Annotated in this window: 14 protein-coding genes; 6 read left to right on the plus strand and 8 right to left on the minus strand. The window is 50.5% G+C overall.

All coding sequences use genetic code 11. From position 1 onward, the window contains the following. Positions 1–39 precede the first annotated feature (39 nt). The 8 genes from AC3WQT_RS16690 to AC3WQT_RS16725 all read right to left on the minus strand — a co-directional run bounded on the left by AC3WQT_RS16690 (position 40) and on the right by AC3WQT_RS16725 (position 7,866). Complete coding sequence (locus tag AC3WQT_RS16690) at positions 40–678, minus strand: alpha/beta hydrolase (protein WP_492705307.1); 639 nt, start codon at positions 676–678, stop codon at positions 40–42. A 5-nt stretch (positions 679–683) separates the two neighbouring features. Next, a complete protein-coding gene (locus AC3WQT_RS16695; RefSeq protein ID WP_492705309.1) occupies positions 684–1,001 on the minus strand; it encodes a (2Fe-2S) ferredoxin domain-containing protein in 318 nt (105 codons plus the stop codon). Positions 1,002–1,088: 87 nt separating this feature from the next. Then, positions 1,089–2,294 carry a VanZ family protein gene (locus tag AC3WQT_RS16700; protein WP_492705311.1) on the minus strand — a complete coding sequence of 402 codons (1,206 nt, stop codon included), beginning with the start codon at positions 2,292–2,294 and terminating at the stop codon, positions 1,089–1,091. A 36-nt stretch (positions 2,295–2,330) separates the two neighbouring features. After that, positions 2,331–2,966 (minus strand): ABC-type transport auxiliary lipoprotein family protein, encoded by a 636-nt coding sequence (locus AC3WQT_RS16705; RefSeq protein WP_492705312.1) that lies wholly within the window; start codon positions 2,964–2,966, stop codon positions 2,331–2,333. Between the two features lie 10 nt (positions 2,967–2,976). Then, positions 2,977–3,918, minus strand: coding sequence for an MlaD family protein (locus AC3WQT_RS16710; RefSeq protein WP_492705314.1), 942 nt, complete (start codon positions 3,916–3,918; stop codon positions 2,977–2,979). A 3-nt stretch (positions 3,919–3,921) separates the two neighbouring features. Beyond that, positions 3,922–4,713, minus strand: a complete 792-nt coding sequence (locus AC3WQT_RS16715; RefSeq protein ID WP_492705316.1) for an ABC transporter ATP-binding protein — start codon at positions 4,711–4,713, stop codon at positions 3,922–3,924. Continuing rightward, positions 4,713–5,837, minus strand: a complete 1,125-nt coding sequence (locus AC3WQT_RS16720) for an MlaE family ABC transporter permease (RefSeq protein ID WP_492705318.1) — start codon at positions 5,835–5,837, stop codon at positions 4,713–4,715. The genes AC3WQT_RS16715 and AC3WQT_RS16720 overlap by 1 nt, the downstream gene beginning before the upstream one ends. Before the next feature lie 85 nt (positions 5,838–5,922). Beyond that, on the minus strand, positions 5,923–7,866 hold the full coding sequence (locus AC3WQT_RS16725; RefSeq protein ID WP_492705320.1) for a phosphoethanolamine transferase: 1,944 nt from the start codon (positions 7,864–7,866) through the stop codon (positions 5,923–5,925). Positions 7,867–8,407: 541 nt separating this feature from the next. On the opposite strand from AC3WQT_RS16725, the gene rpsL reads away from it, so the two are divergent. The 6 genes from rpsL (at position 8,408) to rplC (ending at position 14,240) form a co-directional block, all read left to right on the plus strand. Beyond that, entirely contained in the window at positions 8,408–8,791 is a 384-nt protein-coding gene (gene rpsL / locus AC3WQT_RS16730) for a 30S ribosomal protein S12 (RefSeq protein ID WP_110258019.1), read from the plus strand. A 145-nt stretch (positions 8,792–8,936) separates the two neighbouring features. Further along, positions 8,937–9,407: a 30S ribosomal protein S7 gene (rpsG, locus tag AC3WQT_RS16735; RefSeq protein WP_186957171.1), complete on the plus strand. Its 471-nt coding sequence runs from the start codon at positions 8,937–8,939 to the stop codon at positions 9,405–9,407. Between the two features lie 128 nt (positions 9,408–9,535). Then, complete coding sequence (gene fusA, locus AC3WQT_RS16740; protein WP_492705322.1) at positions 9,536–11,641, plus strand: elongation factor G; 2,106 nt, start codon at positions 9,536–9,538, stop codon at positions 11,639–11,641. Positions 11,642–11,719: 78 nt separating this feature from the next. After that, on the plus strand, positions 11,720–12,910 hold the full coding sequence (gene tuf, locus AC3WQT_RS16745; RefSeq protein WP_423018072.1) for an elongation factor Tu: 1,191 nt from the start codon (positions 11,720–11,722) through the stop codon (positions 12,908–12,910). A 132-nt stretch (positions 12,911–13,042) separates the two neighbouring features. Next, the gene (gene rpsJ / locus AC3WQT_RS16750; RefSeq protein ID WP_110255911.1) at positions 13,043–13,360 is read left to right on the plus strand and encodes a 30S ribosomal protein S10; all 318 of its coding nucleotides are present in this window, start codon (positions 13,043–13,045) and stop codon (positions 13,358–13,360) included. A gap of 223 nt (positions 13,361–13,583) precedes the next feature. Further along, positions 13,584–14,240, plus strand: coding sequence for a 50S ribosomal protein L3 (gene rplC / locus AC3WQT_RS16755; RefSeq protein WP_110255912.1), 657 nt, complete (start codon positions 13,584–13,586; stop codon positions 14,238–14,240). Positions 14,241–14,243 lie beyond the last annotated feature (3 nt).

The raw sequence follows: 14,243 nt of genomic DNA on the forward strand, positions 1-14,243 counted from the left end.
ATCTGCATTGTGTCTGTATTGAATCTGGCGGCGACATCATCAGGTTCTATCCCACATGCTGATGATGAGTTGTTTGATATGGTGCAGACGACGGTGAAAGAAGTGGTCTGCACCAGGGATCACGGTGACTGGTATATCTTGCGGGCGCAGCCAGTCCAGTACTGCACTCAAAGGTATGGTGTCATCCAGTTCACCGTGGATTAATATGGTATTTGCAGGTATCGCTGGCATATCCCATTTGCCGGCAGCGGCACCGACCAGCGCCAGGCGTTCTGCCGGTTTGCCACTCTCCTGCAAGCGTTGTTGCAGACGGGCTTGCACAAAAGTGCCAAAGGAAAAACCGGCCAATGCCAGCGGCAAATCGGGGTAGCGTGCACGCATGGCTGTCAGTAATGATTCCATGTCGTCGGTTTCGCCCATGCCTGTATCGTGCGTGCCTTCTGATTTACCGACCCCGCGAAAATTCATGCGTACGGCAACATAACCCAGGGCTGTGAAAGTGCGTGCCAGGGTTTGCGCCACTTTATTGTCCATGGTGCCACCAAACAGCGGGTGCGGATGAGCTACCAGTGCCAGGCCTATGGGGGCAGCATGTGTTTCAGGATCGGGCAAGTCCAGTGCGCATTGCAGATTGCCAGCCGCGCCCTGGAGTGAAAAATGTTCAGTCTGCGCATTCATGATGATCAGACCCGCAAACGTTCGACGACACCGCCGCCTATCAGGTCCACATCAATGATTTCATCAATATCGGATTGATCGACAAAGGTGTACCAGGTGCCTTGCGGGTAAACCACCAGTACTGGCCCGTCGTCACAACGGTCCAGGCAACCTGCTTTATTGATGCGGATTTTGCCGTGACCATTCATGTCCAGTTGTTTGATGCGGCGTTTGGCATGTTCCTGGGCGGCTTGCGCACCACGGTCAGCACAGCAAGGGCGACCGTCTTCGCGCTGGTTCAGGCAGAAAAAGACGTGTTTTTGAAAATAGAGTGCTTCAGACATAAGATATCCAGCCTGCGGTTGATACCGCCACCGGTTGATGGCGCTTGTTGCCCGCTATGATACTGCAATTGTGAAGTCAGGGGACTTTTACACCGGGCGCGGCTTGCGTAATAGCGCCCAGATCGCCAGAAACGGCCAGAACAATGACAGGAATTGCGCCGCCCCGTTGAAGTTCAAAAACTTGCCCTGTACCCAGGTTTGCATGGTGGCGGCGAAGTAAGGGTTGTCCGAGACCAGGTTGATGACGATCAGTGATATTGTCAGCATCAGCAAGGCCAGCCGCCTTTGTACGTGCGATGGTGCAAAGGAAAAACCATACAGCATGATGAAGCTGATCAATAAGCCGCCACGTGCGCCCGGGGTCAGCCAAGCAAAGGCATATTCAGGCTTGAACAGCAGGGCGCTGGCCAGTGCCTTGATCGTCAGCGCTGCACCCAGCAACAAGACTGACAAGATGGTTTTGGGAGCATGCCGGTTCAGCAAACTCAGGCAAATCAACAGGGCACCAGTACAACTGCAGGCAGTGATAATGGTTTCTGACAACAGGTATTCTTCGGCGCTGAGCTCGAAACCTTGCATCAGGAAGGCGCTGATATCAATATCCATGTTCATCATTTCGCTCAGGGTTTGCGAAATCACAGGCAAGACCTGGCCCAGGCCAAACAGATAGGCTTGCGGATATATTTGCGCCATCGCCCACAGACCCAGTACCAGGATTTCACGGCTGGATTCTTTATGTGTCCATTGCTTGCGCAATAATTGGAGACGGCCTTTTTCCAGTATCAGCGGAGTCAGCAGGGCGCCCAGTATTGCACCCAGCATGGCGCCTGAGGTATTGGTCAAAAAGTCCAGTAGTGAAGTAACGCGGCTGGGCAGGAAGTTTTGCACGATCTCGGCCTGTGCCGATATCAGTGCGCCGCCGAATGTTGCCAGCAATGCTGCCCACCAGCGCCTGACCAGTGGGTAGAGTGCAAACACCATCAGCATGCCAAAGGGTATGTAACCGACCACATTGATGATGGCATCAAAGCCACCCCAGTAACGCGGCCATTGCTGTATGAGTTCTGGCAAGGCTGCCCAGCTATTTGTCTGCCAGCCAGTAAACGGGAACCAGCTCGCATACAGGATCAAAAACAGATAAGCGACCAGACTCACCCTGGCAAAGGGTGAGCTACGCAGGCTGCTTAGTTGTGGACTAAGTTGGGACGGGCCAAGTTGCTCACTTGCAAGTTGTGCACTTAGTGGCTCAACAGGCTGCACGTCTGCGGATACTGTACTGGGATCTGGCTGCATGCGGTCGGCTTCAGGTATCGACTTGATAAGACAGCTTTATTTCATTGGCAATGACATGATCCAGGCCTGTATTTCAGCAATGCTGGCATCGGCAGCTTCACGCATGGCTCTTGCACCACCAGGCGCGTCGGCTGTGTTGGCAGCGACTTTTTGCTGGAAGCTTTTTTGGGCAATCAGTTTATGACCCTTGATAATCGAGGCCCGCAGGCTGATTTGCGCATTGCTTTGATTGGCGGCAGTGAAGATTTGTGAAAACTCATCGACTTCCAGGCGCAAAATAGGCAGGTTTGCTGCGCCATCGGTATTTGCCAATACATCCGCACCTTGAGACACCAGAACGGCTTTCAGTCTTTGTGCCAGTAGTTGTGCTGGTGGCATGCTCCAGCGATGCAGGGAATAAGCCTTGAGCTGTTGCACATTATCATATTGCAGTCTGTATAACATGGCATTGCTGTCCAGTGCCGGAGGAACTGTGAGCTCTGCTATGCTGATTTGCAGCTTTCCCTGATTTGGCGGTATTGATGCCGTTGTGGTCAATGGCCCAAAATCATATTGCTGCGACTGTTGTGCAACCGGAGTGCTGCTGCAAGCTGACAATAGCATCAGTAAAAATACTGTCGTGCCCGTGTTTCTCATATTGCTAAGGCGGCGAAAAAATGCAGGATAGATCATGCGGATTCCTTTACTTGGGAGCGACAAAGCCAGGCTCACCCGGACCAGGTGCAGGGACGGGGTTACCAAACAAAAGGCTTTGCGGCCTTTCCTTGAGTGAATCAGACAGGCGGCCAAAAGAACGCAGACTGGCCCTGGCTTCACCTGCCACACTTTGTACCTTGGGCAAGGTATCCAAGGTCAGGCTGTTACCGACATTGTCCATCACCAGATTAAATCTTGCCAGCGGACCATCTTCGGCTTGCAGACTGCTGGTCAACTGATTCAGGTTATTGCTGAGTTTGCTGACATTGCCAGACAGGGTACGTATTTCAACCATCGTCATCTTGGCCTGGTCTGCCAGCTCTGGCAGGCGCGCCAGAGTGGGTTCAAATTTTGCCGGGAGTGCCTTCCAGGCTGCAGAAGCCTGGCCAAAATTCTCTACTGCGGTCATCAGCGATTTCTGGTTGGCCGGGTCCAGCATGGTGTTGAGGCGACGTGTTAATTCTTCAGTCTGTACCAGGATGGCCTGGCCGCGTTTTTCCAGATTTTGCATCATGCCGGGGCGCATGGGTATGCGTGGCACCACTTCCGATTTACTGTCGGCCACCAATAATTGCTTGGACGTGCCCTCATCATCAAGTTGTACAAAGGCGATACCAGTCACACCCTGATAACCCAGAGTGGCATAGGTTGAGCTGGTGACTGGTGCATCGGGTATGATTTCCAGACGCAGGATGATTTGCCCTGGATTTTTTTCATCAAAGTCGATGTCCGTGACATTACCCACCTTGATACCCTTGTAGCGTACCGCCGCCTGCAAATTCAGGCCAGAGACTGCCGACGAGGTCACCACGTCATACGGCACGCGCTTGATCTTGTCGCGTCCCAGCCAGATGGCCAGTACGGTCGTCAGTGTCAGCAGGGCAATGGTGAAGAAACCCGCCATGAGCGCATGAGATCTGTTTTCCATAACTTATATTTCCTGATGCGTTTGGGGTGGCAGTGCTTCCATGGCGCGCTCACCACGCCCGCCAAGAAAGAAACTGCGTATGAATGGATGCTGGTAAGCCACGACTTCTCTGGGTGTCCCTATAGTGACTACATGTTTTTCTGCCAGTACCGCAATGCGGTTGGAGAGGGCAAACAGACTGTCCAGATCATGCGTCACCATAATCACGGTCAGGCGCAATTGCTGGTGCAGCGATAGTATCAGTTCAACAAAACTGTCGGAGCGATCCGGGTCCAGCCCCGCGGTTGGTTCATCCAGGAACAATAATTCAGGGTCCAGAGCCAGTGCGCGCGCCAGGGCAATACGCTTGATCATGCCGCCTGACAGATCGGCAGGCATCTTGCGCGCATGCTCAAAGGCAATGTCCACCATGTGCAGCTTCAGGTAAACCAGGTCATTGATCAGGTCTTCCGGCAGTGTGCCCAGTTCGCGCATGGGCTGGGCAACATTGTCGAATACGCTCAGGGCAGAATACAGGGCACCATGCTGGAACAGCATACCAGAACGCTTGCGCAGATAATCCAGATGCCGCGCCTGCGGATCATGCAAGTCTTCGCCAAATACCTTGATACTACCGCGCGTGGGTGTTTCCAGCCCCAGCATTTGCCGCATCAGGACAGTCTTGCCTGAACCTGAGCCGCCGACGATGGACAGGATTTCTCCGCGCCTGACGTTCAATTCCAGCTGGTCATGCACGACGGCACGGCCAAACTGGGTGCGCAAATCGCGGATTTCTATGATGTTTTCGCCTGCCATCAGTAACCTGCCTTACTGAAGATAATGGCATAGATGGCATCGGCAATGATGACTACCGTAATCGCGACAACCACAGAATTGGTGGTGCCGCGCCCCAGGCTTTCAGTATTGGGTTCTATGCGCAAGCCATAGTGGCAGGCAATCAGGGCGACCAGAATGCCAAAGGTGACACCTTTGCTCAAGCCTATCCAGAAGTTAATCAGGGGTACGGCTTCCGGTAATTTATAAATAAAAAATTCTGGCGACATGCCCAGCAAGGCCTGGGCAGATATCATGCCGCCTGCCAGTGCCATGATATCTGTCCAGATCACCAGCAGGGGCATGGCAATCGCCAGCGCCAGCACTTTTGGCATGATCAGGCGAAAACCATGGGGTATACCCATGACGCGCATGGCATCGAGCTCTTCGGTCACCCGCATGACACCCAATTGTGCCGTGATGGCTGAGCCAGAACGCCCGGCGACCAGAATCGCCGCCAGCATGGGGCCAAGTTCACGGATGATACTCATGCCCAGGATATTGACTATATACAGATCACCACCAAAGGTGCGCAATTGCTGGGCAGACAGATAAGACAACACCACACCTATCAGGATGCCGACCAGGGCAGTGATGCCCAGCGCCTGTGCACCTGTGTGATAGACATTGGCCGACAATTCCTTCCACGGCGCTTTCATGGGATGGCGGGCAAAGCGGAATAAATCCAGCATGAGCTGGCCAAGCAGGGCAGTGAAGCTATATAAGTGCTGGAACAAACCCAGTACCTGCGCACCTAGTTGCATGGTGCGCGTCAGTCTTGGTTTGGCCGGGCGCGGTACCAGGATTTTGCTGACTTCTTCCAGTCGCGCAAACAGGCCTTCATGGGCAGGCAGGATGGTGACGTGTTTGGGTCTTTGTTTGCCCCAGGCGCGCCACAGCATTTGTGCACCTATATGATCAAGCGTACTGATCTGGCTTAAATCCCAGTGCAGCCCAGGCTGTCTGGCTGCCTGGCTTAGCTGTGCACTGATTTCCTGCATGGTAGCTTGAGGTGACAGAACATGCACCAGCCAGGCACCTGCGACGATGGCGGTGGGCTGTTGCTGGTGGCTGAATTGCAGGGTGGGCGCGATCTCATGAGGCATATTCCGCAAGTGTAAGTGAGAAAGTGCTTTTACTGCAATCAAGCATCTCCACATTCATCGGGTATAACAATTTGATACCTGCGGCCTATTTTTCTTGTACCAAAGGGGTCTTTTTGTCCATGATTTCACGGCAATCTCCTTTCAGGGTGGAGTTGTCATAATTGGTCCAACCATAGCTGTCTACATAGCGGGTATGTGCTTTCAATTGCTTGCTGAGTATGCTCCATTCCAGTTTTTCATCCGGGTAGCGGATATTCGCCATGTCCAGCAGACTATGGAAGACGTTTTCTGTCGATAGCCTGGCTTTCTGGTGCAGGCGCAGTTGCACTATCTTGTCCGGGAAATGTTCCTGGTAAGCATCGGAATACCACATGAAAGCAGGTACATGGAACTCATACTGCGTGTTGTGGCCATGGAAAGCCAGGTTACAAGTGCCATCGTAAAGTGTTTGTCCATGGTCTGAAATATAGAGGAGCGAAGTGATTTGCGAACTGGTTTTCAGTTGCTGGATTACCTCTGACAGCATCCAGTCTGTATATAGGATGGAATTGTCATAACTATTGTTCAGGGCTTGCTTGTTCTTCAGATCGGTATAGGCAGGATTGACGACACCGTATAGCGACGGCTTCCAGTAATCAAAAGATTGCGGATGACGGTGGCTGTAATTCCAGTGATTGCCGAGAGTGTGTAGCACTATCAATTTCTTGGGGGCAGCATCACGCATGGCATTTGCCATCGGTTCCAGCAAGACCTGGTCAAGATTTGAACTATTGGTGAAGCCGCCCAGATTCAAGAATTGGGTGACATCCGCTTCTTTGGCGAAAACGGAAGTCGGCGTATCAAACTGCCCAAAGCTCATTTGATTCGATAGCCAGTAAGTCTTGAAGCCTGCTTCCTTGAAAGCTGTCAAAAATGACTTTTCAGAAAAACCGGCCTTCAGGCTTTGTGCTGCCGGTTTGCGCGACACGATGATGGGCACCGACAAGCGAGTGGCCGAAACGGCAGTCACCACATCGCTGAATGCGACCAGATTGCTTTCTTTCTTGAGCAGGGGATTGGTATCACGCTCGTAGCCATTCAGGCTCCAGCGGTCAAAGCGCGAAGACTCGCCTATCACCATGATGATGGTTTGCGGTGTTGCCGGGTTGCCATCCAGATGCGCCTGGAAGCGGAAGGTGCGACTCTTTTCTGATAATTTGGCCAGGTAGTCGCGTTCTACCCAAAAATCATTGGCACGCAAGACCAGGCCAAATGGCCAGCTACGTATATAAGTCTCTTCGTCATACGGGATTTTGGCCCAGTGCGGCAAAGGAGGCAGATTTTTTTTCAGGCTGCTGCGCCAGCGCGTGAGGGTACCTGCAGAGGCGCTGGCAGAGCTTGCCTCTGCGACGGAGGTGGACGCCGAAGCACTGGCTTCCTCCTCGTCTTCATCTTTTTCCTCGTCTTCGCTTGAGGAAGAATCTGCACTTGAAGCAGAATCTGAGGCAGCACTGCCACTGAGCTTGCTGGCGCTGGCGGAGGGAGGGGCTTTGGCAACGCCTATCTGTTCACCGTAAGTCCAGGTGGCAATACCCAAGGCGATGAGAAGCAGCACTACCCAGCGCGAACGGTGCGTCCAGTCCCAGTGTGCATGGGTTTTTGCGACGCGCAACAGGCTCCACCACCAGGCTGTTACTGCAATCACCAGTAATAATAGTAACCAGACTTTATTGCCAAGGAACTCCATCGCCTCCTTGGGGCTGGTTTCCACAATGATGCCCAGGTGATGGGTGGAGATACCTTGTCCAAAATATAAGCGCAGGTAAACTTCTATGGGCACGGCAAAGAATGCTGGCAGCAACAGGTAGTGAAACCAGCGCGGTTTTTGCAGCAAGGCCCAGAAACCCAGCCAGGACACCAGTTCCATCGCCAGCAAATGATAAGCCTTTTCCACAGGCTGCCCTTGCAGCAATGGGAAAAATGGCAAACTCGAAATCAGCAGGTAACTGACAAGAAGATATAGCGAGGCTGGGCGAAACAGAGCGGGCATTGTGTTTTTATACTTGCAACAGGGTGGGCGGCTGCGCCGTACAAGTGCGGGTATCAATGACGAGGCCCTGATCTTGTCGGAAGCAACAGTTTAAGGGCGTAAATAGTAAATGATTTACTTTGTATTGACTGCATATATGCCGTGCGAATGCAGGATTTAAGCATATTTTGCTTTTCAGTCATGCCCGGCAAATCCTCTTGTATCCCGTGAAGACCGGTAAACCTTGATTTCTTGCTGAAATTTTCTACTCTGAAAGGCTGTTTGCATGTACGCAAATTGCGCTAAGCGCTTGAATTGTAGAAATAAAAAGCGTTGACATGCTTGTGTGAAGCGGCATAAAATTGCGAGTTCTCGATTTTGGGTTTGCATTTGCTATTCTTGTTTTGCCTGGTTTTATCAGGCAGGCAATGCTTAAAAAGCAGGCAAAAGCAGGTGGCTAAGTCGGGTTGGTCTGAAGATTCAGGCCGAAAAATGATTTTAAGTTCCCGGGCAACCGTTTCCGGGTTTGTGTTTAACGTTGTATTTTGTTGGATTAAAAACGATGCCAACCATCAATCAACTGATTCGCCAACCACGTGTTTCTGCACGTGTGAAAAGCAAATCGCCGGCGCTGGAAAACAGCCCGCAAAAACGTGGCGTTTGCACCCGCGTTTATACGACAACTCCAAAAAAGCCTAACTCGGCTTTGCGTAAAGTTGCCAAAGTTCGCCTGACTAATGGTTTCGAAGTTATTTCGTACATTGGCGGTGAAGGCCATAACTTGCAAGAACATAGCGTAGTTTTGCTGCGCGGTGGTCGTGTAAAGGATTTGCCAGGTGTTCGTTACCATATGGTTCGCGGTGCTTTGGATACTCAAGGCGTTAAAGACCGTAAGCAAGCTCGCTCCAAATATGGTGCTAAGCGTGCTAAGGCAGTTAAGAAGTAATTATCTCGTAATTTAATCTCCGTAATCTATTACGGATCAGTGTCGGTTTGGAAATAAGCCGAGTAAGTGACCGGTTATGATGGCCTGTCGCGAGCGTAAAGCAAAATGTTGCTTTGTGCTCAACTGAAGATTGAAAGGAATTGAAATGCCACGTCGTCGTGAGGTCCCGAAACGGGACGTACTGCCGGATCCAAAATTCGGTAATGTAGAAGTAGCAAAATTTGTAAACGTTTTGATGTTGTCCGGCAAGAAGTCTGTTGCTGAAGGCATCATCTACGGCGCATTCGACCACATCCAACAAAAATCTGGTAAAGATCCTTTGGAAGTGTTTGCGCTTGCAATCAGCAACGCCAAGCCACTGGTTGAGGTTAAATCCCGCCGTGTTGGTGGCGCGAACTACCAGGTGCCTGTAGAAGTGCGTCCAGTTCGTCGTCTGGCTTTGTCTATGCGTTGGTTGCGTGAAGCCGCTAACAAGCGTAGCGAAAAATCCATGCCACAACGTTTGGGTGGTGAATTGCTGGAAGCCGCAGAAGGCCGCGGCGGCGCAATGAAGAAACGTGATGAAGTCCATCGTATGGCTGAAGCCAACAAGGCCTTCTCTCACTTCCGCTTCTAAGAGTAAGAGTAAGGAGCTGTTGTATGTCTTTAGTGCAACGGCTCTGGCAAGTATTTTGAATCAGGCCGGGCGCGATTTTTGTAAAAAAATGCGCTCGGTTTTGTCCATTAAAAGATTTAGGATTAGCTATGGCCCGTAAGACCCCCATTGAGCGCTACCGCAATATCGGTATTTCCGCTCACATTGATGCCGGTAAAACAACAACGACAGAACGCGTACTGTTTTACACAGGTGTAAACCACAAAATTGGTGAAGTGCATGATGGCGCGGCTACCATGGACTGGATGGAGCAAGAGCAGGAACGTGGTATCACCATTACTTCTGCAGCGACCACATGCTTCTGGAAGGGCATGGCGAACAACTTCCCTGAGCATCACATCAACATCATTGATACACCAGGCCACGTTGACTTCACTATTGAAGTTGAGCGTTCCATGCGTGTTCTGGATGGCGCTTGCATGGTTTACTGTGCAGTAGGTGGCGTTCAGCCTCAGTCTGAAACCGTATGGCGTCAGGCTAACAAGTACAAAGTCCCACGTTTGGCATTCGTCAACAAGATGGACCGTACTGGCGCGAACTTCTTCAAAGTGTACGATCAAATGCGTGCACGTTTGAAAGCCAACCCAGTTCCTCTGCAAGTACCTATCGGTGCTGAAGACCTGTTCGAAGGCGTTATCGATCTGGTCAAGATGAAAGCAATCATTTGGGATGCAGCATCTCAAGGTATGAAATTTGAATACCGCGAAATCCCTGAAAACCTGTTGGCTGACGCACAAAAGTGGCGTGAAAACATGGTTGAAGCAGCTGCTGAAGCCAGTGAAGAGCTGATGAACAAATACCTTGAAGAAGGTGATTTAACTGAAGCCGAAATCAAATCTGCTTTGCGTCAACGTACTATCGCTTCCGAAATCGTTCCTATGATGTGCGGTACTGCATTTAAGAACAAGGGCGTACAGGCGATGCTGGATGCGGTTGTTGAATACCTGCCATCCCCACTGGACATCCCACCAGTTCCTGGTGTGAATGAAGATGACGAACCAGTTGTCCGTAAAGCGGAAGATACAGAGAAATTCTCTGCTCTGGCATTCAAAATCGCAACTGATCCATTCGTTGGTCAATTGTGCTTTATCCGTTGCTACTCCGGTACTTTGAATTCTGGTGACAGCGTTTACAACTCTGTTAAAGAGAAAAAAGAACGTATCGGCCGTCTGGTTCAAATGCACGCGAACCAACGTGAAGAAATCAAAGAAATGATGGCGGGTGATATCGCTGCCGTGGTTGGTCTGAAAGACACAACGACTGGTGATACGCTGTGTGACGAAAAAGCAATCGTTGTTCTGGAACGCATGATATTCCCAGAGCCAGTTATTTCTCAGGCTGTTGAACCAAAAACCAAAGCTGACCAGGAAAAAATGGGTCTGGCATTGAACCGTCTGGCCGCTGAAGATCCATCTTTCCGCGTACGTACTGACGAAGAATCTGGTCAAACAATTATCGCCGGTATGGGCGAGTTGCATCTGGATATTATCGTTGACCGTATGAAGCGTGAATTCAACGTTGAAGCGACAGTAGGTAAACCACAAGTTGCTTACCGCGAAACTATCCGCAAAACTTGCGAAGAAATCGAAGGTAAATTCGTTAAGCAATCTGGTGGTCGTGGTCAGTACGGTCACGTTGTTCTGAAGATCGAACCGCAAGAACCAGGTAAAGGCTTTGAATTCGTTGACGCGATCAAAGGCGGTACCGTTCCACGCGAATACATCCCTGCAGTTGAAAAAGGTGTTCGCGAAACACTGACTTCCGGTGTATTGGCTGGCTACCCAGTGGTTGACGTTAAAGTTACATTGTTCTTCGGTTCCTACCATGACGTTGACTCCAACGAAAACGCCTTCCGTATGGCGGGTTCGATGGCGTTCAAAGATGGCTGCCGTAAAGCAAGCCCAGTTATCCTGGAACCAATGATGGCTGTTGAAGTAGAAACACCTGAAGACTACGCTGGTACAGTCATGGGTGATCTGTCTTCACGTCGTGGTATGGTTCAAGGTATGGACGAAATCGCTGGCGGCGGTGGCAAGATCATCAAAGCTGAAGTGCCTTTGTCTGAGATGTTTGGTTATTCCACATCCCTGCGTTCTGCTACACAAGGTCGTGCAACGTATTCCATGGAATTCAAGCACTACTCTGAAGCGCCTAAGAACGTGATTGACGCTATCGTCACATCCAAAGCTAAGTAATAAAGAATCAAAGGCCTGCCCCATGCCGGGGTAGGTTTTCTATTGTTGATAAATCGTTCTTTTTGAAGGAAGAATAAAATGGCAAAAGGTAAGTTCGAGCGCACCAAGCCGCACGTCAACGTCGGTACAATTGGCCACGTTGATCACGGTAAAACCACACTGACAGCAGCGATTGCAACAGTTCTGTCGAAAAAATTCGGCGGCGAAGCTAAAGCATACGACCAGATCGACGCAGCACCAGAAGAAAAAGCGCGCGGTATTACAATCAATACAGCCCACGTTGAGTACGAAACAGCCGGTCGTCACTATGCCCACGTTGACTGCCCAGGCCATGCTGACTATGTTAAAAACATGATCACTGGCGCGGCACAAATGGACGGCGCCATCCTGGTTTGCTCCGCAGCAGACGGCCCAATGCCACAAACTCGCGAACACATCCTGTTGGCCCGCCAGGTTGGCGTTCCATACATCATCGTATTCCTGAACAAATGCGACATGGTGGATGACGCTGAGTTGCTGGAACTGGTTGAAATGGAAGTGCGTGAATTGCTCTCCAAATACGAATTCCCGGGCGACGACCTGCCGATCATTCAAGGTTCCGCCAAACTGGCCCTCGAAGGCGACAAAGGTCCTCTGGGCGAAGAAGCCATCATGAAACTGGCTGATGCTCTGGATTCCTACATCCCAACACCAGAACGTGCTGTTGACGGCGCTTTCCTGTTGCCAGTAGAAGACGTATTCTCCATCTCCGGTCGCGGTACAGTTGTTACTGGCCGTATCGAACGCGGTATCGTCAAAGTTGGCGAAGAGATCGAAATCGTCGGTATCAAAGACACAGTCAAAACAACATGTACTGGTGTTGAAATGTTCCGCAAACTGCTCGACCAGGGTCAAGCAGGTGACAACGTCGGCGTATTGCTGCGTGGTACAAAACGTGAAGATATCCAACGTGGTCAAGTGTTGGCAAAACCAGGCTCAATCAAGCCTCACGCCCACTTCACAGGCGAGATCTATGTTCTGTCCAAAGATGAAGGTGGCCGTCATACACCATTCTTCAACAACTACCGTCCACAGTTCTACTTCCGTACAACGGACGTAACTGGTTCGATCGAGTTGCCGAAAGACAAAGAAATGGTCATGCCAGGTGATAACGTTTCTATCACTGTAAAACTGATCAACCCGATCGCGATGGAAGAAGGCTTGCGCTTCGCTATCCGTGAAGGTGGTCGTACAGTCGGTGCTGGCGTTGTTGCTAAAATCATCGAGTAATATCTGCCGTAATTTGTAGTATACTAGTTGGCTGTCGTATTGAATTTAATGCGGCAGCCAATTTAGTTTTCGCTCTTTATTAAATATGCCGGCGGCTCTGCCGTACCTGGCTCGCTCTTTATAGGAATGAACATGTCCACACAAAATCAAAAAATCCGTATCCGTCTGAAGGCTTTCGATTACAAACTGATCGATCAGTCCGCTCTGGAAATCGTAGAAACAGCCAAGCGCACTGGCGCTGTTGTTAAAGGCCCGGTTCCTTTGCCTACACGTATCCAGCGTTTCGACGTACTGCGTTCCCCACACGTGAACAAAACTTCCCGTGATCAATTTGAAATCCGTACTCACCAGCGTTTGATGGACATCGTTGACCCAACTGACAAAACAGTTGACGCGTTGATGAAGCTCGATCTGCCAGCTGGCGTTGACGTAGAAATCAAACTGCAATAATTCTTATTGATTTGAAAATACTGATGCAAATTAGTATTTTCAGAAAAATACTGAAAATTCGACATACCACAATTTTTCGAAAATTCAAATAAATTAGTCTTGTAAATAAAAAATTTGCGGGCTATAATCGAAGGCTTAGATGTAGGTCAGCTTCGGCTGGCCTATTCGTTTAAGTTTTTTAAACATCAGCCTCACCCAATCGTAGGTGAGAATGGAGAAAACAATGAGCTTGGGCCTAGTTGGTCGCAAGGTTGGTATGATGCGCATCTTTACAGATGATGGGGATTCGATTCCTGTTACTGTTCTGGACGTATCCAACAACCGCGTGACGCAAGTCAAAACTCCTGAAACAGACGGTTACTCCGCTGTTCAGGTAACTTTCGGTCAGCGCCGTGCATCCCGCGTAACAAAAGCGGCTGCCGGTCACCTCGCAAAAGCAGGTGTTGAAGCTGGTACTGTATTAAAAGAATTCCGTATTGATGCTGCTAAAGCTGCTGAATTGAAAGCAGGCGATGTTGTGCCTGTTGGTATGTTCGAAGCTGGTCAAAAAGTAGACGTGCAAGGCGTAACGATTGGTAAAGGCTATGCCGGTACTATCAAACGTCACCATTTCTCTTCTGGTCGTGCAACTCACGGTAACTCCCGTTCGCATAATGTACCTGGTTCTATCGGTATGGCGCAGGATCCAGGTCGTGTATTCCCTGGTAAGCGCATGACTGGTCATCTGGGTGATGCAACTCGCACTGTGCAAAATCTGGAAATCGCTCGCGTAGATGCAGAGCGTCAGTTGTTGCTGGTGAAGGGTGCCGTGCCGGGTGCAAAAAATGGTCAGGTGATTGTATCTCCTGCTGTTAAAGTTAAAGCCAAGAAGGGAGCCTAATCC

The organism is Undibacterium sp. FW305-107 (genome assembly GCF_058788535.1).

Excerpts from the sequence above, each read along its gene's own strand:
- AC3WQT_RS16690 (WP_492705307.1), bottom strand. The coding sequence starts at position 678 with ATGAATGCGCAGACTGAACATTTTTCACTCCAGGGCGCGGCTGGCAAT.
- AC3WQT_RS16695 (WP_492705309.1), bottom strand. The coding sequence starts at position 1,001 with ATGTCTGAAGCACTCTATTTTCAAAAACACGTCTTTTTCTGCCTGAAC.
- AC3WQT_RS16700 (WP_492705311.1), bottom strand. The coding sequence starts at position 2,294 with ATGCAGCCAGATCCCAGTACAGTATCCGCAGACGTGCAGCCTGTTGAG.
- AC3WQT_RS16705 (WP_492705312.1), bottom strand. The coding sequence starts at position 2,966 with ATGATCTATCCTGCATTTTTTCGCCGCCTTAGCAATATGAGAAACACG.
- AC3WQT_RS16710 (WP_492705314.1), bottom strand. The coding sequence starts at position 3,918 with ATGGAAAACAGATCTCATGCGCTCATGGCGGGTTTCTTCACCATTGCC.
- AC3WQT_RS16715 (WP_492705316.1), bottom strand. The coding sequence starts at position 4,713 with ATGGCAGGCGAAAACATCATAGAAATCCGCGATTTGCGCACCCAGTTT.
- AC3WQT_RS16720 (WP_492705318.1), bottom strand. The coding sequence starts at position 5,837 with ATGCCTCATGAGATCGCGCCCACCCTGCAATTCAGCCACCAGCAACAG.
- AC3WQT_RS16725 (WP_492705320.1), bottom strand. The coding sequence starts at position 7,866 with ATGCCCGCTCTGTTTCGCCCAGCCTCGCTATATCTTCTTGTCAGTTAC.
- rpsL (WP_110258019.1), top strand. The coding sequence starts at position 8,408 with ATGCCAACCATCAATCAACTGATTCGCCAACCACGTGTTTCTGCACGT.
- rpsG (WP_186957171.1), top strand. The coding sequence starts at position 8,937 with ATGCCACGTCGTCGTGAGGTCCCGAAACGGGACGTACTGCCGGATCCA.
- fusA (WP_492705322.1), top strand. The coding sequence starts at position 9,536 with ATGGCCCGTAAGACCCCCATTGAGCGCTACCGCAATATCGGTATTTCC.
- tuf (WP_423018072.1), top strand. The coding sequence starts at position 11,720 with ATGGCAAAAGGTAAGTTCGAGCGCACCAAGCCGCACGTCAACGTCGGT.
- rpsJ (WP_110255911.1), top strand. The coding sequence starts at position 13,043 with ATGTCCACACAAAATCAAAAAATCCGTATCCGTCTGAAGGCTTTCGAT.
- rplC (WP_110255912.1), top strand. The coding sequence starts at position 13,584 with ATGAGCTTGGGCCTAGTTGGTCGCAAGGTTGGTATGATGCGCATCTTT.